This is a genomic window from Lactobacillus sp. WILCCON 0058 (assembly GCF_057198005.1).
Window position 1 is genome coordinate 680,013 of the sequence record NZ_JBUBHM010000001.1, and the last position, 21,924, is coordinate 701,936.

General features: G+C 50.6%; 19 protein-coding genes and 1 other RNA gene. 18 read left to right on the plus strand and 2 right to left on the minus strand.

Annotated features, from left to right (window positions below; genetic code table 11):
• The first annotated feature begins 62 nt into the window (after nucleotides 1–62).
• The 4 genes from ACYVUU_RS03350 to ACYVUU_RS03365 all read left to right on the plus strand — a co-directional run bounded on the left by ACYVUU_RS03350 (nucleotide 63) and on the right by ACYVUU_RS03365 (nucleotide 9,196).
• Complete coding sequence (locus ACYVUU_RS03350; RefSeq protein WP_484499942.1) at nucleotides 63–3,638, plus strand: EAL domain-containing protein; 3,576 nt, start codon at nucleotides 63–65, stop codon at nucleotides 3,636–3,638.
• Between the two features lie 35 nt (nucleotides 3,639–3,673).
• The gene (locus ACYVUU_RS03355) at nucleotides 3,674–7,900 is read left to right on the plus strand and encodes an EAL domain-containing protein (protein ID WP_484499943.1); all 4,227 of its coding nucleotides are present in this window, start codon (nucleotides 3,674–3,676) and stop codon (nucleotides 7,898–7,900) included.
• An 84-nt stretch (nucleotides 7,901–7,984) separates the two neighbouring features.
• Nucleotides 7,985–8,443, plus strand: a complete 459-nt coding sequence (locus ACYVUU_RS03360) for a low molecular weight protein-tyrosine-phosphatase (protein ID WP_484499944.1) — start codon at nucleotides 7,985–7,987, stop codon at nucleotides 8,441–8,443.
• A gap of 96 nt (nucleotides 8,444–8,539) precedes the next feature.
• The gene (locus ACYVUU_RS03365; protein ID WP_484499945.1) at nucleotides 8,540–9,196 is read left to right on the plus strand and encodes an NAD(P)H-binding protein; all 657 of its coding nucleotides are present in this window, start codon (nucleotides 8,540–8,542) and stop codon (nucleotides 9,194–9,196) included.
• Between the two features lie 95 nt (nucleotides 9,197–9,291).
• On the opposite strand, the gene ACYVUU_RS03370 is transcribed toward ACYVUU_RS03365, so the two are convergent.
• The gene (locus tag ACYVUU_RS03370; protein ID WP_484499946.1) at nucleotides 9,292–10,923 is read right to left on the minus strand and encodes an APC family permease; all 1,632 of its coding nucleotides are present in this window, start codon (nucleotides 10,921–10,923) and stop codon (nucleotides 9,292–9,294) included.
• Between the two features lie 259 nt (nucleotides 10,924–11,182).
• Here ACYVUU_RS03370 and msrA point away from each other — a divergent pair, with 259 nt between their 5' ends.
• Both msrA and ACYVUU_RS03380 read left to right on the plus strand, forming a co-directional pair.
• Nucleotides 11,183–11,710 carry a peptide-methionine (S)-S-oxide reductase MsrA gene (gene msrA / locus ACYVUU_RS03375; RefSeq protein WP_484499947.1) on the plus strand — a complete coding sequence of 176 codons (528 nt, stop codon included), beginning with the start codon at nucleotides 11,183–11,185 and terminating at the stop codon, nucleotides 11,708–11,710.
• Between the two features lie 22 nt (nucleotides 11,711–11,732).
• Nucleotides 11,733–12,581: a patatin-like phospholipase family protein gene (locus tag ACYVUU_RS03380; protein WP_484499948.1), complete on the plus strand. Its 849-nt coding sequence runs from the start codon at nucleotides 11,733–11,735 to the stop codon at nucleotides 12,579–12,581.
• A 54-nt stretch (nucleotides 12,582–12,635) separates the two neighbouring features.
• On the opposite strand, the gene ACYVUU_RS03385 is transcribed toward ACYVUU_RS03380, so the two are convergent.
• Nucleotides 12,636–13,517, minus strand: a complete 882-nt coding sequence (locus ACYVUU_RS03385) for a metal ABC transporter solute-binding protein, Zn/Mn family (protein WP_439775329.1) — start codon at nucleotides 13,515–13,517, stop codon at nucleotides 12,636–12,638.
• Between the two features lie 106 nt (nucleotides 13,518–13,623).
• Between ACYVUU_RS03385 and ACYVUU_RS03390 the strand changes: the two genes are divergently transcribed.
• The 12 genes from ACYVUU_RS03390 (at nucleotide 13,624) to ACYVUU_RS03445 (ending at nucleotide 21,808) form a co-directional block, all read left to right on the plus strand.
• A complete protein-coding gene (locus ACYVUU_RS03390) occupies nucleotides 13,624–14,145 on the plus strand; it encodes a VanZ family protein (RefSeq protein WP_484499949.1) in 522 nt (173 codons plus the stop codon).
• A gap of 82 nt (nucleotides 14,146–14,227) precedes the next feature.
• Complete coding sequence (locus ACYVUU_RS03395; RefSeq protein WP_484499950.1) at nucleotides 14,228–14,959, plus strand: YebC/PmpR family DNA-binding transcriptional regulator; 732 nt, start codon at nucleotides 14,228–14,230, stop codon at nucleotides 14,957–14,959.
• 168 nt (nucleotides 14,960–15,127) lie between these two features.
• Nucleotides 15,128–16,099, plus strand: a complete 972-nt coding sequence (comGA, locus tag ACYVUU_RS03400) for a competence type IV pilus ATPase ComGA (protein WP_484499951.1) — start codon at nucleotides 15,128–15,130, stop codon at nucleotides 16,097–16,099.
• Nucleotides 16,071–17,069 (plus strand): type II secretion system F family protein, encoded by a 999-nt coding sequence (locus tag ACYVUU_RS03405; RefSeq protein WP_484499952.1) that lies wholly within the window; start codon nucleotides 16,071–16,073, stop codon nucleotides 17,067–17,069. The genes comGA and ACYVUU_RS03405 overlap by 29 nt, the downstream gene beginning before the upstream one ends.
• Before the next feature lie 22 nt (nucleotides 17,070–17,091).
• Nucleotides 17,092–17,415 carry a competence type IV pilus major pilin ComGC gene (gene comGC / locus ACYVUU_RS03410; RefSeq protein WP_484499953.1) on the plus strand — a complete coding sequence of 108 codons (324 nt, stop codon included), beginning with the start codon at nucleotides 17,092–17,094 and terminating at the stop codon, nucleotides 17,413–17,415.
• Nucleotides 17,412–17,849: a pilus assembly FimT family protein gene (locus ACYVUU_RS03415; RefSeq protein WP_484499954.1), complete on the plus strand. Its 438-nt coding sequence runs from the start codon at nucleotides 17,412–17,414 to the stop codon at nucleotides 17,847–17,849. The genes comGC and ACYVUU_RS03415 overlap by 4 nt, the downstream gene beginning before the upstream one ends.
• Complete coding sequence (locus tag ACYVUU_RS03420) at nucleotides 17,839–18,105, plus strand: type IV pilus modification PilV family protein (RefSeq protein WP_484499955.1); 267 nt, start codon at nucleotides 17,839–17,841, stop codon at nucleotides 18,103–18,105. The genes ACYVUU_RS03415 and ACYVUU_RS03420 overlap by 11 nt, the downstream gene beginning before the upstream one ends.
• Nucleotides 18,074–18,691, plus strand: coding sequence for a type IV pilus modification PilV family protein (locus tag ACYVUU_RS03425; RefSeq protein WP_484500880.1), 618 nt, complete (start codon nucleotides 18,074–18,076; stop codon nucleotides 18,689–18,691). Before ACYVUU_RS03420 ends, ACYVUU_RS03425 begins: the two co-directional genes overlap by 32 nt.
• 141 nt (nucleotides 18,692–18,832) lie before the next feature.
• Entirely contained in the window at nucleotides 18,833–19,831 is a 999-nt protein-coding gene (locus tag ACYVUU_RS03430; RefSeq protein ID WP_484499956.1) for a class I SAM-dependent methyltransferase, read from the plus strand.
• A 33-nt stretch (nucleotides 19,832–19,864) separates the two neighbouring features.
• Entirely contained in the window at nucleotides 19,865–21,052 is a 1,188-nt protein-coding gene (locus ACYVUU_RS03435) for an acetate/propionate family kinase (protein WP_439776420.1), read from the plus strand.
• A 66-nt stretch (nucleotides 21,053–21,118) separates the two neighbouring features.
• Nucleotides 21,119–21,480, plus strand: a transfer-messenger RNA (tmRNA) gene (gene ssrA / locus ACYVUU_RS03440).
• Between the two features lie 172 nt (nucleotides 21,481–21,652).
• Nucleotides 21,653–21,808, plus strand: coding sequence for a hypothetical protein (locus ACYVUU_RS03445; RefSeq protein ID WP_439775790.1), 156 nt, complete (start codon nucleotides 21,653–21,655; stop codon nucleotides 21,806–21,808).
• Nucleotides 21,809–21,924 lie beyond the last annotated feature (116 nt).

Here is a 21,924-nt window from a genome sequence, read left to right on the forward strand (position 1 = left end):
AATTTATGTTTAAAAATTAAAGGCTGATTTTGGCGGAAGCATCGGTTTTTAGGAGCGTGTTTATGAGAAAAAATGATGAGCAGGCTGAGCTGGCTAGAATCGCTGAAAGCGAAGCTCCAATAGCACTTTATCAATTAAAGGATAACCATATTAAAGTCGTGGCCGTGTCCAAGGGCCTGGGCGAGCTCTATGGCCTGCCTGCAGCTTACCTCCAAAAAATGCTGGGCCAGGACCTGTTTACGGGTCTTCATCCCGATGACCTAGCCTTGGTGCAGGCGGATTTTTCTTCCTTTGTCAAGCAGGAGACCGGCAGCTATGAAAATTTTTACCGGATCAAGCTGCCAGGGCAGAAGGAATATTCTCTCCTGCAAGCCCAAGGAAAGGTGGTCGAGCTTGATCAAGAGTCTGCCTTCATGGTCTGGTATACGGAAATGTCACCAGCCCGCTTTCAGCAGCTGCTGGCTAGCGACCGGGCAATGCCGAAAGCAGGGAGAAATCAGGCTAAGCCCCTGCGTGATGACTTGACCGGCTTGCCACAAGCAGCTTACTTTTACGAGCTGGCGGAACTGGGTTGCCGGGAACTTTTTAAAAAGGGCAAGCAGCCGGTCATGCTGGCCTTCAACCTGATTGGCTTCAGCCATTTCAACCACCGCTATTCCTATGTTGAAGGCAACCGCCTTCTGGCGGCCTTTGCTGATTTGCTTAGGCGAAATTTTGGAGAAGAATGTTGTGGTCATTTTACTGAAGACAATTTCTATGCTTTTACGGAGCATGAGAATCTTGAAGACCGGCTGGCTGCCTTCCTTAAAGAAAGCCGGCAAATCAATGGCGGCCGCAGCCTGTCAGTCCGCATCGGGGTATATGACGCTGGCAGCCTGGTTTATGAAGATATTAAAAAGGTCTGTGAATACGCCGCGGTGGCCTGCAACAACAACCGTAAGGACGTTAATGCCCATGTTGCTTATTTCACCAGCCAGAACCGAAAAAAACTGGAACTGGAGAACTACATCCTTTCCAACTTTGACCAAGCCTTGAAGGAAGGCTGGATTGAACCTTTCTACCAGCCAATCGTCCGTATTTTAAACGGGCAGAGCGGAAACTGGGAGGCCCTGGCCCGCTGGCGCAAACCGAATGGCGGGCTGCTGCTGAATGAGCAGTTTATTCCGATTCTGGATAAAGCAGGGGTATTGTATCAGCTGGACTTGTACATGGCTGACAAGGTGATTGCTGATCTGAAAAAGATGCAGGGAAAAGGCTACCTGGAAGTTGCTATTTCCCTCAACCTCTTCAGTTCAGAATTTGACCAGTGCAATATGGCTGAGGAGATCAGCCGGAAGGTGAAAGCAAGCGGCTTGTCACCGGAATTCATTGTCATTGAGATCAGCAATGACACCCGCAATCTCAATGCTGACAAGATCCGGGAACAGATCTACTTGTTTAAGGAAAAAGGTTTTTCCGTCTGGGTTGACAATTTTGGTGAAGGCTACTCCTCAATTGGCTTGATCAAGGACAATTCTCCTGTTTCCTGCATTAAGTTTGATGCAAGCTTTATCAAGGATCCCGACCAAAAGCGGTCAAAAACCGTTTTGAAGAAAATGGTTGAGCTGGCTGAAGAGCTGAGTATCGATACGATTGTCGAAGGGGTGGAAAATGCCGATCAATTGCTGGCCTTAAGGGAAATCGGCTGCGCCGCGGCCCAAGGCTACTATTTCGGCCAGCCACTGCCTTTTGACCAGGCGGTAAAGAAGTGGATCGAGGGTCCGGAAGCCAACATGGAACGCTTTAGCGAATCAGACTACTACAACAGCGTGGGCATGATGAGCCTGGAGCGGCCCCACTTCATGCAGGAAAGATACAACAGCGACTTGACCTTTGATGATCCAGACCCAGTTTTGGACCGCTACTTTAAGGGGACCCCGCTGGGCTTTTTGGAATACAGGGACGGCAAGCTCTATTACTTAAGAGGAAATGAAGGCTATACCCACTACTTGATCAGTTGCGGGTCAGTGACCAAAGAAGAAATGGAAGAGCACCCCTTCGCGACTGAGCTCAAATCAGTTGGCCCCCAATTTTTCAAGGACCTTAAGGGCTGGATTGATGAAGAATACTGGAAAAGCCACAAGACTGAGTGGCACTACAGCGTGCACAGCTATCCCAACAACCTTTACGTTGAGGGCTACCAGCGGATTCTGTCATACAATCCCCACACGGACGCTTATGCCTTGATTGATGTTCTGACCTCTTATAATGCCAACCAGGTTTACCATGACCCCGCCAGGGGCGATCTAGGGGTAACGGCCAACTTCAGCTTGAATGCCGACCAGTATCGGGACATGCCGATTCCTTTCATCATTTTGTCCCCAATCTACCGGGAAAAGAAGGTCGTTGACATGCAGTACATCTACGTCAACCAGGCCTACGCTGAAATCATGGACCAGAGCCGGGAAAAGCTGCTGGGCAACAAGATGTCTAATTTCGTCAAGCTGAAGCTAGATTTCTGGATTAAGGAGATTTTTGCTGGCGATGCTGGACAGATCCGGAAGGGCATCTTCCACTCAAAGACAGGACACTGGTATGAATACATTACAGCCAAGGCTTCGGTTCCTGGTACACGTTCTCTGGTCATGATCAATATTGACGAGCAAAAGCGCAGCGAGCGGGAGATTCAGCAAAAGCAGAATACCACCAATGAAATCGTTCAGCTCTCAGAAATCCTGAACGTTGAAAATGACCAGATGGAAACAGCTATCAACAAGGGGCTGGCCAAGCTGGGTCTGGACCTTGGGGCAGACCGGGTTGTCGTAATGGAAGGCGAAAATGACCTTGTCAAAAATACTTATTGCTGGAATCGGCCAGGCTTGAAATCTGCACAAAAGAGACAGCAGCAGATCAACTTGCCAGATCTGGATAGCCAGCTGCAAGAGCTGGTTGGTCAAGACAGCATGTTTTTGGCTGATCAAGCTGAAATTAGTCTGCGCTTTCCAGGAATTGTTGCGACCTATGATGATGATTACCAGTTAAAGAATGTTCTTTTGGCGCCGTTTTATGAGCGTGGCCGGATTCGCGGCACTGTTGTGGTGGAAAACCTCGATGCCGGCTTAAACATGGACTTTCACAACTTGATTGAACTGGCGGCTGACTTCGTTGGGGCCAAGGTCATGGGCTTGAACTTGGTACAGCAAAGAGATACTGACGTTTTGACCAAGCTGAATGACCGCCACCCTTACCTGGCCAAGCTGAACTACTACAAAAAATCGCAAGCCTCAAGAACCGTTGGCGTGGCTTTTATGGACTTGAATGGACTGAAAGAAGCCAATGACGAGCTAGGCCACGATGCCGGGGATGAACTGCTGATTTCGGCGGGCCAGATTATCAGCCAGGCTTTTGGCCGCGACCATGTTTACCGGGTCGGCGGGGATGAGTTCGTGGTTTTGGATGACCAGAGCAGCCGGATGGAATTTGAAGCCCACTGCGCGGCTTTTGAAAAGAGCATGACCGTGCCAGGGACACCGTCAATCTCAATTGGAGCCGAATGGTGTCCAGACTCTCACTACCTGCAAGAATCGGTCGAGAGAGCCGACCGGAAGATGCAGCGGCAGAAGAACGACTTCTATAAGTCGCACAAGCGCTACCGCTGATACCGCCTGGGAGCAAAGAGAAATGAGGTTTAGTGATGAAGAGAAATAATCATGCCATTTTCTATTCGCTGATCATGGCCATAATCGTGCTGGCCCTGGGCATCGTCAGTTTCTGGGGCCGGGGCCAGGGAAATTTTAAAGGCATTTACTCAACGGCCCCCTTGACTGACATTGAGCAGAAATGGACTGATAAGAACGGTAAAGCAGTTGACGCCAGGGAACTTAAACCCGGCAAAGATGGGACGCTGACGATCTACTACCGCCTGCCTAAAAAGGTGAAAAGCCAGGACAAGATCATTTTTTTCTCCAGATATATCAAGCAGATCGATGCTTATATCGGGCAAAAAAGGATCTATTCCAGCCACCCGGAGATCGCGGCTGACTGGCTGAGCTTGACGGAACACTATGAGAGTTTTACCAACAGTATCAGCCTGCCAGCAGGTTCAGCCGGCAAGCAGGTCCGCTTGACTTTAAAGGGCTTTTACCAGCCAGTTGGCAAGCTTACGGCCTGCAGTCTGGGCAATGACGGGGCCTTTTTGGCCAATTATGTTAGAAAAAATGCCTTGCGGGTGGCCATGGGGATCATCTCAGCTGTCTTGGGCCTGACTCTCTTACTCTTTGCCTTCTTTGCTCCTTTGGAAAGCAAGTTTAAGCGAAGCTTGATCTATTATTCAATTGCCACAATCCTGTTTTCTGTCATGCAGATGCAGGAAGAAATGCAGCTGACGGTACTTTTTGGCCAATATCATGTCTGGCGCCTGTTTACCTATCCGGTGATGATCTTGATGCCATATCTGCTGATCATGGCGATCAATGAGCAGTTGGAATATCCTAAGCAGCTGTATACTAACTTTGCTTTTGCTTTAAGCATGCTGGATCTGTTTTATGTTCTTTGGCGCTTTTGGAGCAAAGGGGAAGACCTCGCCAGCGACGGCCCCTTTTTGATCATTATGATCATTGCTGCTTTTATCAGCGCGATTGCCATGATTTTAGGTGACATCTACCAGGCTTATAAGGCGGCAAATGAAGCGAAAAGAGAAAAGGAGAATGACTCCGAGCAGGAATCAGTGAAGGCAGCTTACAAGACCAGGCAGTTAATTCACTGGTCCTACTTCGCGACTTTCGTCATCATCCTTGTATGTATCGGCATAGATGCATACCGTTATCTCGCTCTAAAACACGCGATAGATGATTACGCGGCTTTGCGCTATGGCTTCTTTTTCAGCCAGATTCTGATGTTCAGACAGTACTTCTTGTCAGAACTGGATAACATGCAGCAAAAGGGCCAGGATGACACTTACATAAAGATGGTCAACTATGACCGCTTGACGGGCCTTTATACCCAGTACTACTTGACGCAGAAAATCACCAAAGAACGGGAAGAAGACCCGTCAATCATGCCGGCCATCGTTTACATCAACTTGGCCAAGTTCAAGCTTTACAACGTGATCAATGGCCACGAAAAAGGTGACGAATGCTTGAAGCAGGTCGCGGAAATCCTGCGGGATATTTTTGGTCCGGACAACCTGGCCCGGTTCGGGAACGACCACTTTGTCGTTTTTGATCAAGACAATGACGGGGTTATGGACCGGATCGAAGAAGCCAACCGCCGGGTCGGACAGATCGACTTGTCCTTTAAGCTTTACCTAAAGGCCGGGATCTACTATTCTGATGGCAGCAAGAGCATCGAAACCGAATGCGACTATGCCAAGACCGCCTGCGACGAGGTCAAGGACGGGGCAGAAAAGTGCTACCGGGTCTACACTGAAGAATTCAGTGAGCAATCAGCCTACACTAAGTTCGTGGTCGACCATATTGATGAAGCGATCGCTAACGGTGACATCCAGGTCTACTACCAGCCGCAAGTACACTTGATGAACGGCAAGCTGGCCGGCCTGGAAGCCCTGGCCCGCTGGAATGACCAGACCAGGGGCTTCATGTCACCAGGCCGCTTCGTGCCGGTCCTGGAAGCCAGCAACTTGACCTACAAGCTGGACTTGTATGTCTTGGAAGAAGCGGCTAAATTGATCAAGCACCAGCTGGACACAGGCGGCAAGATCGTGCCGATTTCCTTCAACCTGTCCCGGACTGACTTCGTGACCAGCGACCCTAACCAGGTCCTTCTGGATTTAGTTAAAAAGTATGATATTCCCCGGGAAATGCTGCGGGTGGAAATCACTGAAACCATCTTGACGGAAGACCCGGTCAAGATCAAGAAGGCCATCGACCGTTTCCACGCCAATGGCTTTGAGGTTTTGATGGACGACTTCGGCAGTGGGGCATCATCCTTGAACACCTTGAAAGAGTACGGCTTTGATGAAATCAAGCTGGACATGATCTTCATGCGGAAGTTCGACGAACGGAGCAAGAAGGTTATCAAGCCGCTAATTTCCATGGCCAAGAGCCTGGGAGTCCACACCTTGTGTGAAGGGGTGGAGAGCAAGGAACAGATTGCCTTCTTGAAAGACGTGGGCTGTGAAGTAGTTCAAGGTTACTATTATGGCAAGCCGAATACCTTCCAGGAAGTGGTTGACCGCTTGGAAGAACTAGGCGTTGAATGGGAAGGGCTGGATGAAAACTCCTACTTTGAAACCGCCGGCTTAGTTGACGTCAACGTTGACCAGCCTCTGGCCATTCTCGATTATGACCGGGAAGCAGAAAAGTTTACCGCCTACTATCTCAATACAGCCTTTAGATCTTTTGCGGCGCAAATTGGGGTCGTTCTGGCTACTGACCGTTCTTTGTCCTGGCAAGACCAGGCCAGCCAGGAGAAAATGTTGGCCTTTGCCAAAGCAGCTGCCCGGTCAACCCATGAACAGCTGACCAGCTTAACGGTTTCTGCCCGGGAATACCAGCTGAGCTTTAAGATGCTAGTCAATTTGCAGGGGCATGCTTTATTCAAGGTCTTGCTCTTATCCAGCCAGGCCCAGGAAAAGCAGGCAAGTTCTGGCAAATTTGAAGACCTGCCTTTGCCTTATGTAGTTGTCCGGCCATTTTATGACCAGGACGGCCAGCAGGCAGACTGTGAATTTGTCTCTGTCAACCGGATTTTCAGCCAGCTCTTGCAGCTGCCTAAAGAGGAATTGCTGGGTAAAAAGCTGACGGCAGCCCTGGCAGGCGAGGAAGTCCAGTGGTCCAGCCTGCCTTTGGAAGTTCTGAGAACCGGCCGGGCCAGCAGCCACCGCCTTTACAGCAAGCATATGGAGGCCTGGTGCGAATTCACGATTTTGCCGGCTGCCCAGCCGGCTTGTGTGGCTATGGCCTTTACCAAGATAGAAGACAATGCTCCGCGCCTGGCCGCCCTTAAACGGGCCGGCAGCCTGGCAGCGCAAAGCGCGGCCTTGGCCCGGACTTTGAACGGGCCAGAAGACCATGCTTCTGAAATCAACTTCTCCTTGGTTGAAGTGGCCAGCTTGATCAAGCCTGAAAGAGTTTACATGTTCTCTGCTGGCAAGGATAAGGCAGAGCTTGAATATGAATGGAGCAAGAAGTCCAGCCTTATGGGCAAGATTTCAGATGCTCTGTCAGAGAAAATCGTATCTTACTGCGAGCGCCTACGGGGGCAGAAGCCATACCTTTACATCAGCGATATGGAAAGCTTGCGCTTTGACCGGGAACTGTATGACTTGAACCGGAAGAATGTCCGCATTCTGCTCTACCCGCTTTTTACAGGCAAAAAGCTTTTAGGCTACTTGGGGGTAGAAAACTTCGATGCAGATCAATTGGCTTATGCCAAGGACTTGCTGGGCGAATACTCCCGCTATCTGGCAGCCAAGCTCAGCGTAGTTAGCCGCTTGCAGCAATTGGCAAATCCGGCAGCCAGCGACCACTTGACCGGCCTTGGCGGGGCCGGAGCTTACCAGGAAAAACTTGAGAAGCTGAAGAGTGACCGGCAAAGAGCCGCCTTGCTCTACCTGGACCTCTACAATTTGCGGGACTACAATGCCGATCATGGCCCGCAGGAAGGGAACCTGCTTTTGCAGCAGACGGCCGACTGGCTGGCTGAAAGCTTTGATATCCGCCAGCTCTACCGGATCAGCGGGGAAGAGTTCGTGGCGGTCATGCCAGAAGCCAGCGAAGCAGATCTGAATGCTAAGCTGCAGGAAGTCAAGGACCGGCAAGCCGGAGAAGACCTGATCAAGCTGATCTGGACCGGGAAGGTCTGCGACTACCCAAGACATATCCTGGACGCGGCCAAGCAGCTGGACCAAGCTTTAAGCGACAAGAAAGCTGAGATCTACGCGGCTGTAAACCAAGATTAAGAAGGAGACGCCAAGGCGTCTCTTTTTTCATTGAAAAAGCTGCATGCTATAATATTTCTTACACTTTAGGGAAAGGTGATAATAATGCGGAAAATTTTGTTTTTATGTCATGGCAATATTTGCCGGTCGCCAATGGCCGAATTTATCATGAAGCAGCTGCTTGAGCAGGCCGGCAAGGCTGACCAGGTTGAAGTTGCTTCAGCAGCCGTGACGAGCGATGAAATCATTGGCGGGGTTGGCAATCCGATGGACCCCCGGGCCCAAAGGGAACTGACCAAGCACGAGGTGCCTTTTAGTCAGCACCGGGCCCAACTCTTGACCCGGGAAGACTATGACAAGTATGACTACCTAATTGCTATGGACAGCGAGAACTTCATGGCCATGAACCAGATCTGCGGGGGAGACCCGGAAAGAAAGCAGTACAAGCTGCTCCAGTTTGCCGGCAGTTTTGATGATATTGATGACCCATGGTATACAAATGACTTTGACCAGGCTTTCGAGGACATCAGCCGAGGCTGCCAGGGCCTGTTAGACCAGCTTTAGGCCGGGATTTTACGAAAACGCTTAAAGCGAGTACAATTAAGGGTGTAAGTTGTAAGAAAATTTTTAATTGTTTATGGCAATAGTAAGGATTTGTTTATGAAAAAGTATGTCATTTTGCACCCGACCGGCCGGATTTCTCGCCTGGTCATCAAGCACTTGCTGGCTGACCCCCAGTTCAGCGATGTTGAACTGGAGCTTTTGACCCAGCGGCCGGAACTTTTAGCTGACTTGGCAAAGGCTGACCGGATCAAGCTGACCGAAGGGGCAGCGACTGACCTGGAAAAGATCAAGGAAGTCACCAGGGATGCTGACCTGGTCTTTTTAGGCAAGGTTGACGACAAGAAGTTCACGGTGATCAGTCGGAACTTGGTCAAGGCCAGCAAGGAAAACGGCTTTGACCGGGTGATCGAACTGAGCCTGGCCGGCCTTTACTACGAAATTCCCGGGGAATTCGGCACCTGGGTTGACGAATGGGTGGGCTCTGGCCGTTTTTTGCCAGCCAGAGAAGCTGCCCACCGCCTGGAAGAAGCTGACCTGGACTACACCTTGATCAGAATGCCGGCCTTGACTGACTGGCCAGATGTCAAGTATTCCTTGACCGGCCGCTATGACGAATTCGTCGGCACCTCTGTTTCAAGAGCCAGCGTGGCTGACCTGGTCTTGAAGATCATGGCCGATCCCGCTCAGTACTCCCGCGCCAGCGTTGGCATCTCCCAGCCGGAAACGGCGGGTTATGTCCGGCCAGTTTACTAAAGACGGAAATTGTAATTTAAGCAAAATGAAAAGATCTGCACGCTCGTGCAGATCTTTTTTTGTCTAACAATATTGTTTTTTGGTCCTTTTTGTCTTTACCGGCTGACTTTTGCCCCTTTTGGCAAGCGGCGGCCGATCAGCCAAACAGCTAAGAGGGCAATGGCTGATTCAATGACAATGTAGAGGGCCCGCAGCTTGATATTGGTCCCGCCCAGCCAGACATTGAAGACGATTGAGCCCAGGACAATAGTGATCATCCAGGCCCATTGCTGCTGGTCAAAGGCCAGGCCATATTCTTCTTCTCTTCTGCGGATGCCCGGGAAGATCCCGCCCAGGCCGATCAGGACCAGGCAGGCCACGATGTTGATGGAAAGTTCATACCACCAAACCCAGCTGCCTTCCTTGACGTCTTGGGGCATAAAGCCTAAGACCGTAGCGATAGCCGTGACAGCCAGGAGGGCAAAGCCGACCCACCAGGCAAAGGTGTCGTTTTTAATGTAGCGGTAAACTGACGGGTACTTAGAGGAATTTTTGCCCCGGACCTTCATGAAGGAGTAGAAGATCCAGCAGGTAACTGCCGGTGAAATGATCCCGTTCAAGTTCAAAAGCCAGTTAAAGATGTCGTTCATGTCTGGCAGGAAAATCCCCAGAACCATGATGAAGCCGCTCAAAAAGACGGTTAAAATGTAGCCGTTGATCGGCAGGCCATCCTTGTTGGTCTTCTTAAGGAACTTCGGCATGTACTTGTCCCCTGTGTCGGAGATCAGCATTCTGGTCATGGCATCGAGCAAAACGGACAAGAGGGCCACGTTGTAGAAGAATGAGGCCCAGGCATAGATGTAGACAAACAGGTTGCCCACGCCAAACTGTTTGCCCATAGCACCGAAGACGTAGTATTCACCGTTCATCTTCAAGTCATTTGGCATGTGGTTGGCATCGATGTAGATGCCTAGGGCAATTGAGCCAAAGATGGTCAAAAAGCAGGTCATGAGGGCCAGAGCGATCATGGCTTTAGGGAATTCCCGCTTAGGGTCCTTCATCCGGGTCACGTAAGGGGCGACCAGCTCAGACCCGTTGACGGCATAGATCAGCATCCCCACGGTTGAGAAGTATTTAAGGTCAAACTTGGGGATGATGGTCTTCCAGGTAAATGGCGTCGCAGTCTTGCCGCCGGACTTGGCCAGGCCGGCGAAGGCCAGAAGCACGAAGAGGATAGTCATGATGAACATGGCCCAGCCCCCGATGTTGGACAGAATTTCCATTGACTTGGAGAATTTGTGTTCCAGCAGGGTCAAAAGGATAAAGATGACAAAGGTGATGGCCGTAAACATGGCGGTTGAAAGGAATTTCGGGTCCTCAAACTCGTCAGTCCCGGTCAGCCCCCAGCCAACGTCGACCAGGAGGCAGTTGGCCGTGTCGACCACGTAGGGAATCGAAGCGGCCCAGTAGGTCCAGGCCGTGAAGTAGCCTAAAAATTCACCGTCAGTGGCTCTGACCCAAGAGGAGAGGCCGCCGCCTTCATGATTGAAAACTGAACCCAGGTGGCCAACGATCAAAGCGTAGGGAACCACGTAAAGGAACATCATCAAAACCCAGGAGGTGATGACGGCCATCCCTTGGTTTTGGAAGTTGTACATGATGTCTTCCAGCCCGATGACCGTGACAAAGGCCATCATGGCTAAAGTCTGCCAGGAAATATAATTTCCCTTTTTATCTAATTCGTCCATAAAAAATCCTTCCTGTTAAGCAAATTTCACTAACAAGAAGTCTGGCCCGGGGACTTGTTCAGCGATACCATTTTCATCTCCAATCTAGCAATTCTTAATTTTTTAAAAGCAAAACCTATTTTACATTACTTATAAGGGGAAAAACAGCCTTTTAGCCATGATAGCGGTTCCCGGGCGAATATTTTCTGAGCAGAAGATTTCCTATCTTTTTTCTTTGGAGTACAATTAAAGCTAAGTGAAAAAATGACGAGGTGATTTTATGGAGAAAAAATTGGACAGCGCGATTTTCGCGGGCGGCTGCTTCTGGTGCATGGTCGCTCCTTTTGACACTTTGCCGGGCATCGAGAGCGTTACGGCTGGCTATACGGGCGGCCATGTGCCCAACCCGACTTATGAGCAGGTTTGCAGCCACACGACTGGCCACACGGAAGCGGTCAAGATCGTTTTTGACCCGGATCTGATGTCTTATGAAGACCTGCTTGGCTACTACTGGCAGGTGACGGATCCGACTAACGCCAGCGGCCAGTTCCAGGACCGGGGAGACAACTACCGGCCGGTGATTTTTTACAATTCACCAGAGCAGAAGGCGGCAGCGGAAAAGTCCAAGCAGGAACTGGCGGAAAGCGGCCGCTTTGATGATCCGATCGTGACCAAGATCGAACCTGCCGCGCCATTTTATGAAGCTGAAGACTACCACCAGCAATTTTATTTGAAGCATCCGGACCGCTACGCGGCTGAAGAAGCCGGAGGACGTGCCCAGTTTATCAAGGAGCACTGGGGCAAGTAAAAGGATGACAAGGGGGGACGGCATGAAGAAAGGTTTAGTGATGGAGGGCGGCGCCATGCGGGGCCTGTACACGGCCGGGGTGACCGACGTCCTTATGAAATATGGGATCAAGTTTGACGGGGCGGTTGGCGTTTCAGCCGGGGTGGCCTTTGGCTGCAACTATAAGTCCCTGCAGCCTGGTCGGGTCTTGCGCTACAACCTCCGCTACGGCGGCCGGCCCCAGTTTAAGAGCTGGCGGTCCTGGCTCAAAACAGGTGACCTCTACGGGGCGGACTTTTGCTACTACACTTTGCCAGAGCGCCTGGATCCTTTTGACACGGCAGCTTTTGCCAGAAACCCGATGGACTTCTGGTGCGTGGCAACAGACGTAGAGACGGCCCAGCCAGCCTACCACAAATTGACCACTGGCAAGGGGCGGGACGTGGCCTGGATCCGGGCCTCAGCCTCGATTCCCTTCTTTGCCCGGCCGGTTAAAATCGGCAGCCACGCCTACTGGGACGGGGGCGTCAGCGATTCAATCCCGGTCCGCTTTCTTTTGGAGAAAGGCTATGATAAAGCTGTGGTTATTTTGACCCAGCCAGCCGGCTACCAGAAAGAGCCGTCACGCCTGCAGCCAGTCGTTGACCGGGTCTTGAAGAAGTACCCGGCTGTCGTGGCGCGCCTCAAGCAGCGGCACCAGGAATACAATGACTGCCTGGCTTATATCGCTAGAGAAGAGGCAGCTGGAAGGCTTTTTGTCTTCCGGCCCAGCCAAGATATTGACGTCAGCGCCATGGAGAAAGATCCTAGGCGCCTTAAGGCGGTCTACCAGGTCGGCGTCAGGGATGCCAGCCGGCAGATTGGGGACTTGAAGGAATTTTTACAAGATTGATGACATACAAAAAACGGTGACTGAGGATGCAGTCACCGTTTATTATTCTATTCCTTATTCAGCCAATTTGGCCAGCTTCTGGTAGTTAGCCAGCATCCAGTCGGCGTAAGCCACCTTGTTTGGCATGGTTTCGCGGACTTCCAGGATCGGGATGCCCTGCTTCTTGGCCTTCTTGACGAAGGACTTGACCATGTCTGAGCTGGCTTGGGTGTTGTTGACAAAGAAGGCAATCTGCTTTTTCTTGATGGCCTCATTCATCTTAGCAATCACGGCCGCGCTTGGGTCAGTTTCCTTTTCAGTAGCTTCTTCAAAGTTCTTGTTGCCGATCTTAAAGCCGGTCCGCTCTAAGGCGTAGTCAAAAACCGGCTCGCTGACAAAGACCTGCTTGGCCTTTTCGCCCTTGATCTGGTCAGCGACTTGGTCGATCTTGTCGATCTTTTTCAGGTACTTTTTGGCCTGGGCCTGGTAGTAACTGGCGTGCTTCTTGTCAATTTTGCTCAGCTCCTTGACCAGGTAGGCGACGTACTTTTTCGGCATGGACAAGTTGTACCAGATGTGGGGGTTGGCGCTGGAATCCAGCTGCAGCAAGTCTTCCCCGACCTTGACGGCCTTCTTGTCGTTGGAGGCGGCCAGGTTGTCCATCCAGCTGTCATAGCCCATCCCGTTGGCGACAATGATGTCGGCCCCAGCTACCGTCTTAGCGGCGTTGGTCGTTGGCTCGTAGTCGTGGGGGTCGGAGTTGCCGTTGGCGATCAAGGCGGTAGCTTTCCCGTATTTGCCGACGATATTTTGGGCGATGTCGGCGTAAATGTTGGTCGAAGTCACAATCTTGATCTGGCTGCTGGAAGTCTTTTCATTTTTTGCGCAGCCGGCTAAAAAGAGAGTGGCCAAAAAAAGAATTGGCCAGATGATTAACTGTCTGTGTTTTTTCTTCATGTCTTTTCCTTTCAAGATCTGCAGCTCGCCTGCAAATCATAATAGAATACGGGAAAAAATCGTAAAAGTCAAGCAGCAGGATTCGATCGATGGTAAAATAAACGACATGAATGATTTTAAGTTTAGTAAAAGAGAAAAAGTTTACCTCCTCCTGGCCCTGGCCGTTTTGGTCATGCTCTTCATCTCAAGCTCGATGACCTACCATGAGCAGAAGATGAAGGCAGGTTTTATCCATACCTATCTGGGCTGGCTGGAAGATTTGATTCACCGGCTCAACATTTATTACGGCGGGGTCTGGCACAATGTCAAGACTGACGGATCGGCCGGCTTTACCCAGTTCGTGGTCCGGAAACTGGCCCATTTTACCAGCTACTTCTTCTACGGCCTCTTTGCCTACCTAGGTCTGCGGCGAGTTTTTGTCATCAAGTGGACCGGGCCCCTCTTTGTCTGGGCCAGCGCCTTTGCCTTCGCGGCCATGGATGAGTTCCACCAGTTTTTGACCGGGGACCGGACGCCGAGCGTACACGACGTGATGCTGGACGCCAGCGGAGCGCTCTTGGCCATTGTTTTGGCGGTGATTTTTTATCAAATAAAGCAGGGGCGGGAGCGAAAAAAATCGGCCATTTAAGGGCTGAAACCGTTGAATTTCTGCCTTTCCTGAGTTATGATAAAAAAGTTGATTATATTAATTACAGAAAGAAGGATCCTAAATGTCAGGACATTCAAAATGGCACAATATTCAAGGCCGCAAGAATGCGCAAGACGCTAAGAGAGGGAAGGTTTTCCAAAAGCTCTCCCGTGAAATTTACATGGCTGCAAAGAGTGGTGGTCCTGACCCTTCAGGTAATCCAAGCTTGCGTTTGGTCATGGACAAGGCACGTGCTGCCAACATGCCAAAGGACAACATCCAACGGGCCATCAAGAAGGCTGAAGGCAACTCAGATGAACACTACGATGAAGTAACTTACGAAGGTTACGCACCGGGCGGCGTTGCCATCCTGGTTGAAGCCTTGACTGACAACAAGAACCGGACTGCCTCATCCGTCCGCGTGGCCTTCACCCGCAACGGCGGCAGTCTTGGTGCTACTGGGTCAGTTGCCTACATGTTCGACCGCAAGGGCTACATTGTAATCGACCGGTCAACAACTGACGCGGATGAAGACCAAATGCTGATGGACGTCATGGAAGCCGGCGGCGACGACCTGCAAACCAGCGACGACGCTTACGAAATCTACACTGACGCCAAGAGCTTTACTGCTGTCCGCGATGCTTTGGAAAAGGCTGGCTACAAGTTGGCAGTTTCCGAACTGACCATGGTGCCGCAAAACACCACTCCAGTTCCAGACGACAAGAAGGAACAATTCGAAAAGCTGGTTGACGCTTTGGAAGACGACGATGACGTTTCCAATGTTTACACCGCTGCAGCTGACGACGAAGAATAATTCAAGCTGTAAATTAAGCTATACAAGACACGACTTTCTGCGGAAAGCCGTGTTTTTTTATGCTCTTTTGCGATTTTTTGGAAAAATTTTGACTTCTCAGAAAAAAATCGGCACTTTTGGCGTACTAGTAAGTGGAGGAGGAAAAAGAGAAAAAGAAAGGAGGACCTTGTGGAAGTTGAAGACAAAGCCCGGCAAATGCTGGAAGAAGCGGTTAGGATCCGGGCCAGTGACATCTTTTTCCTGCCCAAGAAGGGCGGATATAAATTGCGCCTGCGGGCTGGGGACTTGGAAGAAAGGCCGGACCTAACCTTGGAAGCGGGCAATGAATTAGTCAACTGGTTTAAGTACCAAGCCGAAATGGATATTGCTGAACACCGCCGCCCCCAGGTTGGCAGCATGGCTGTCAATTTGGCGGGGCAGGACTACTGGCTCCGCCTTTCTAGCGTGGGCGATTACCGGGGGAAGGACTCATTGGTGATCCGGATCATCTATGCTTTGGGGGAGAGCCGGTACTTTTTCCCGGACCAGTTTAAGGACCTGGTGGACCTCTGCTGGCGGCGGGGGATGATCGTGACCAGCGGGCCAACGGGGTCGGGGAAGACCACGACCATGTATGAATTAGCCAGAAGGCTCAGCCAGACGAAAATGGTGATGACCATTGAAGACCCGGTGGAAGTGTATGAGGAGAGCTTCTTTCAAGCCCAGGTCAATGCCGGTGCCGGGATCAGCTATGCCAGCCTCTTAAAGGCGGCCCTGCGCCACCGGCCGGACGTCTTGATCATCGGGGAAATCCGCGATGAAGAGACAGCCCATTTGGCGGTTGACGCGGCTTTAAGCGGCCACCTGGTTTTAGCCACAGTGCATGCCAAAAGTACCTACCAAACCATTTCCCGTCTGGAGAGCCTGGGAGTTAAAAATAACGAGCTGGTCAACTGCTTGACGGCGGTGTCCTACCAGCGCCTTCTGCCAGGCCAAAAAGGCCCGGCCTGCCTGCTGGACTTGGCCAGCAAGGAGGACTTGCTGGCAGCCTTAGCGCAGCCGGTCAGAGGGAATTTCGCCGTTTGGGAGGAAAACTTAAGCAAGCTGGTGGAGAAAGGAGAGATAAGCGAGGATGTGGCAAGGCAATATGAGGGCGGCTAGGCTGAAGCAGAGTGAGCAGGTGGAGCTGCTGGCTTTTTTGGCCAATTGCCTCAAGAACGGCTTTTCCTTGACCAAGAGCCTGCAGCTGTTGCCCCTGCTTTGGCCCAAGCGGAAAAAGCAGCTGGCCCGGCTGGATGAACAGATGCGGCAAGGAGAAGACCTGGGCCGGCTTCTGGCGGGGCTAGGCTTTAACAAAACGACCGTGACCCAGCTGGACATGGCACTTAGTCAAGGGCGGCTGGATGAATCCCTGGCCCAGCTGGCCCTTTTGGGGCGGATGAAGAATGAGCAGGTCAAGAAATTGCAGGGAGAACTGGCCTATCCACTTGTTTTGGCGGGGATGATGACCTTGATTTTGCTCTTCATGCAGAAATTTTTGTCGGTAGAATTTGCCGGCAGTTCCGCCAAGCAGGGGGATCTGCTCTTGCTTGTTTTAGTCTTTTTGCTGGTCTTGGTCATCATGTTAGTCGTTATCGCGGCAGCTTACATGAAAAAGCAGGACTATCAGTCTTTTAAAAAGCTCTTGACCTGGCCGCTTTTAGGGCCGGTGGTGGCCTTGTATGGCCAGTACTTGATCTCCTATGACCTGGGCATGCTTTTGGCCAGCGGCTTTTCCCTGCAGCAGATGTGCGACTTTGCCTGCCGGCAGGCGCCGGGGTCTCTCCAAGAAGAAGTGGGCAGGCGGGCAAGAGACGCGATTTTGCGGGGCAAGAAAGTAGAAGAGGTCATCCAGAAGGAGCCATTTTTATGCCAGGACCTCTTGATGCTGCTGCAAGCGGGCAGTGAGCGAGGAGAGCTGAGCCGGCAGTGCCTGCTTTTGTCCCGGCTTTTGTTTAACCGCCTGCGCCAGAAGCTTTCCAAGCTGATTGTCAACGTGCAGCCGGTCTGCTTTATCTTGATCGGCCTGTGCATTATTGGGATGTATTTGAAGCTGCTTTTGCCAATCTACGACAGCATGCAGCAGCTTTAGTTATTGAGGAGGAAAAAAGCAAATGAAACATTTAAGACGATTCTGGCCAAAACGCCAGCGGGCTTTTACCCTGATTGAAATGGTGATCGTGGTGGCCATCATCGCGACCTTGGTTCTCTTAATTTCGCCAAATTTGCTAGCCCAAAAGGACCATGCCGACAAGCGGACTAACGATGCTTTTACCACGACCATCCGAACCCAGGTGGAGCTATATGAGGAAAATACGGGCAAGACCCCGGTCTCTTTCCAGGAAATGGTGGATGCCCACTACTTGACGCAAAAGCAGGAGAAGCAGGCTGAAGACAAGAAGCTGGCGATCGGTGACTTCGCCAAGAGCGGAGAATGAGGCAGAAGGCCTTCAGCCTGCTGGAGACGGTGATCACGCTGGCCATCGCGGGGATGCTGCTGGGAATTGGGGAGATGAGTTTTCAAGGCTTTGAGGACAAGATCAATTTTGACCGCTTCTGCCGGCAGGCGGCGGGGCTTTTTCAAGAGAAAATCAGAAGCGCTGCTATTACGGGAAAGAGAGTCGTGATCTACAACCAAAATAGCCAGGGCAAACTCGAAGTCATTCAAGACGGAAAACATGAGAGCCTCAAGATTCCGGATGGGATTACGGTTGTTACAACTTACAGTGGAAAAACTGGCTTGATTGTCAACAGTGATGGGATTACCAGCCAAGCCTTTACGCTGATAGTCACGAAGATGGATAAGGGGAAAGAAGAGTATGTTAAAAAATACACCTTTTTGCTGTCATGGGGGAAGATCAATGAAAAGTAAGCAGGCAGGCTTTTTAGCCCTGGAGGCAGTAGTGGCTTTGGCTATTGTCTGTATTGCACTAACTGCCGCGGTTACCTGCCTCAGCGGGCTTAAAAAGCTGGAGCAAGAGTCAAGCCAGCGGGCCAACCAGGCTCTGGCCTACCGGATGCTGAAAGAGTGTCCGGTCAAGCGGGTCAAGGTCAGAGACCATGAGTATGTCTTGACCGGCAAAGGAGACCTGTATGATGAAACCCAGCGGAAGATTTGCCAAAAGTAAGGCTTTTAGCCTAATGGAGACCATGGTCGCCCTCCTGGTAACGGTGATTTGCCTATCTCTCTTGTCCTCATGCCTTAAGCTTTTTACCCTCTTTGAAAAAGACCGGCACGACCCCAATGAACTGGCCTTTTCTTACGTCCAGTTGTCCAAGTTTTTGAAAAAAGACAGCCAGCGGACTTATATTGATCTAGAGAATTCCAATCCTTTGAAGATCATGTTCATCAAAGAAGAGAAAAAGGATGACAAGAAGGGAGAAGAAAAAATAGACAAAGTTGGCTATGTTCTGGAAATGGACAATAGCGGAAATAATCTTCGGGTCAGAAGATCCGGAATAAATGGCGGCAACATGACCCTGCTGCCAATCTGGGGGGCAACGTTCGCGGCCAAAGATGGCTTGATGGAGGTTCATATCAATGAACATGGGAAAAGGTCAATTTTGTATTTTAAAGTCGACAAGGCACCGGAAAAAGACAAGGAGGCTGAGAAAAAGACTGAAGATAAGAAAACAGATCAGGTTAAGCCGGCAAAAGGGGAGCGCCCTGCTGACCAGCGTGCTGCTGCTAGCCACGACCATACTGCTGATTGAAAGCTATCTGGATGCTTATAAACACGTTATCCGGATCAACCAGCTGCTGGCAAATTACTTATGGGACGGGTGAAATTTCTTGCACCCTTCCTTGTAAATCATTAGAATTGGTATGTATTGCAAAGAAGGGTGGACTAAGTCATGAATAGAATTGAAGAACTGTTTGGGCAGACTTTAGAGGCAGTTGAATGTCTGCAAGAAGCCTTGAACGTGTCCCTGGCTGATGCCTTGGTGGAAACTTTTGACAACCTGGAAAGCGGGGAAATCCGCGTGGAAATGGGGGCTCCGGACCAAAAAACGGTGGTTGAGCTTAAAGAGCGCTACGCGGCTTTAGACTACAAGAACTGGTCAAAGGCCCAGAAAGAGCAGGTCTATGGCCTCCTGGTCCTTAAGGCCATCAATGACGACGGGCGGGATGCCAACCAGATGCCGACTCCGCCGCTTTTGGCCACGGTCTTGACCCTGTTTATGGACAAGCTCCTGCCTAAGAAAAAGCAAGTCCTGCTGGACCCGGCAGTTGGCAGCGGCAACCTGCTCTTCTCAGTTGACCAGCAATTGGCGGCCCAGAACCATTCAGAAGACCGTTTTGACCTGGTTGGTCTGGACAATGATGAAGAAATGCTCAATTTAGCCGACGTGGCCGCCCACTTGGCGGGACTTAAGGCCGACTTTTACTGCCAAGATGCCTTGACCGACTGGCCGGTCAAGCCAGACGTAGTGGTCAGCGACCTGCCGATCGGCTTTTACGCGAACGACGACAACGCCAAGAACTTTGACCTCCGGACCAAGGAAGGGCACGCTTACGCGCACGTCCTCTTCGTTGAGCAGATCGTCAAGAATCTGGCTGAAGACGGTTTTGCCTTTCTTTTAGTGCCGCAGAACATGCTGACTGGGACGGTTGGGGCCGACTTTATGCCATGGCTGGCCAGCAAGGTCTACCTGCAGGCGATCGTGCAATTGCCAAGCAGCTTATTCCAAAGCAAGATAAATCAAAAAAGTATCCTTATCTTCCAAAACCACGGCCAAAGCAAGCCGCCGAAGGAAGTTTTGCTCACAAAGCTTGAGAACCTGAAGAAGGAAGAATCTTTGGTAGCCCTTAATATTAAACTGAACGAGTGGTATACTAAAAAAGATAATTAAGTTTGTGAAGTGAGTAAAAGGAGTTTTTTAATAATGGATAAGATTTTAGCAATCAACTCTGGTTCATCTTCATTTAAGTATAAGCTGTTCTCATTAGCTGATGAGAGTGTCTTAGCTTCCGGCCTGGGCGACCGAATTGGTATCGATGGTTCAAGCTTTTCAATGAAGTTGGCTGATGGGACTAAGCATGAAGCAGAAGTTGACCTGCCAAACCAGGAAGCAGCCGTGCAAACCCTGCTGGACTGGCTGAAGGAATACGGCGTTATTGAAGACGTCAAGGAAATTGTCGGCGTTGGCCACCGGATCGTGAACGGCGGGGAATTGTTCCCAGACTCAGCAATCATCGACAAGGACAACATCCACAAGATTTTTGACTTGACTGACTACGCTCCTCTGCACAACCCTGCAGAAGGCCGCGGCATTCAAGCCTTCATGAACCTGTTGCCGGGCGTGCCGCAAGTCGGCGTCTTTGACACTTCCTTCCACCAGTCAATGGACGCGGTTCACTACCTCTACTCATTGCCATATGAATACTACGAGAAGTACAAGGCCCGCAAGTACGGCGCCCACGGCACTTCCGTCCGTTACGTGGCAGGCAGAGCCGCTGAAATGCTGGGCAAGGACCTGAAGGACCTCAAGCTGGTTGTCTGCCACCTGGGTTCAGGTGCTTCAGTTACTGCTGTTAAGGATGGCAAGTGTTACGACACTTCCATGGGCTTCTCACCATTGGCTGGGGTAACCATGGGGACCCGGTCAGGTGACGTTGACCCGTCAGTTTTGCAGTACATCATGAAGAAGGAAGGCATGACCGACTTCAACGAAATGATTGACATTTTGAACCACAAGTCTGGCCTTCTGGGCATTTCTGGTATCTCCAGCGACATGCGCGACATCCGGGAAAGCAGCGATGAACGGGCCAAGCTGGCTGATGAGATCTTCATCAACCGGGTAGTCCGCTACGTTGGCTCCTACATTGCTGAAATGGGCGGGGCAGACGCGGTTGTCTTCACTGCCGGGATCGGTGAACACGACGATGAAGTTCGTGAAGACGTGATGAAGTCCCTGTCCTTTATGGGCGTTGACTTTGACGAAGAAGCCAACAAGGCTGGCGACGAAGGCTTCATCACCAAGGAAGATTCCAAGCTGGCTGCTTTGGTAATTCCGACTGACGAAGAATTGATGATCGAACGCGACGTTGTCCGTTTGGCCAAGCTTAAGTAAAAGTTTTTAAGCAGAATATTTGAGGACATGGTCATTTTTTGCTAAAATGATCATGTTCTCTATTTCGGGGATGTTTTGGGATTCGACAGGCGCAGACCCGCGCTGGTTGCGATTCGTAGGTTACGTCTACGTTAAAACGTTAAACAGTTTAAATTAACTGCAAACGAAAACTCATACGCTGTAGCTGCTTAGTTCAGCCCAGCTGCCAATAGACTGCCTGCCCGTGGCGGTCTTGCGGTATCAACCTTACGGGATACGCTTGCTTATCACACCTGAATAAGCAAGAAGAGACTAACAGGTTAGCCGTGGCTGTTTGGCCCTGTCATATGGCGTTTTGCCCCGGTGAAGCTTAAATAATATGACTATGATCGTAGAGATTAGTGACGGGATGCGTTTGGACAGGGGTTCAATTCCCCTCATCTCCATCTGTTTAAGTAAAGAAGGCGCGTGTGCTTGATGCACGCGTCTTTTTTCGCCTTTTCCTGTTTTTTCAGAATAAAATAACAGATGCAATAAATTGCAAACAAATCAAGAGTATAATAAAAAGAGTAGAGACAATGGTTATTGCCTGTTAATACACTATGAGTGCAGGGGGCAACAATGAAACTCAAACAATTTTTGCTGGGCGAATATAGCTGCCAGAAAGTCAATGAAAATGGCCGGACTAAGCTCAAGGTTGAACTTTCACCGGGCTTGCTGCCAACGGCTCTCTTTGCCTGGGCTGTTTACAAGTTCCTGACAAGCGAGGACGATTAACAGCAGTTTTTTTACTTTGGATTTTAAGTAAAAAAACATATAATTAAGGCAATTAGTCCGGTCTTGTGAAGAGGCTTTTCAATATTTTTTCACAGAATGATTGGCGGCTTTTGATA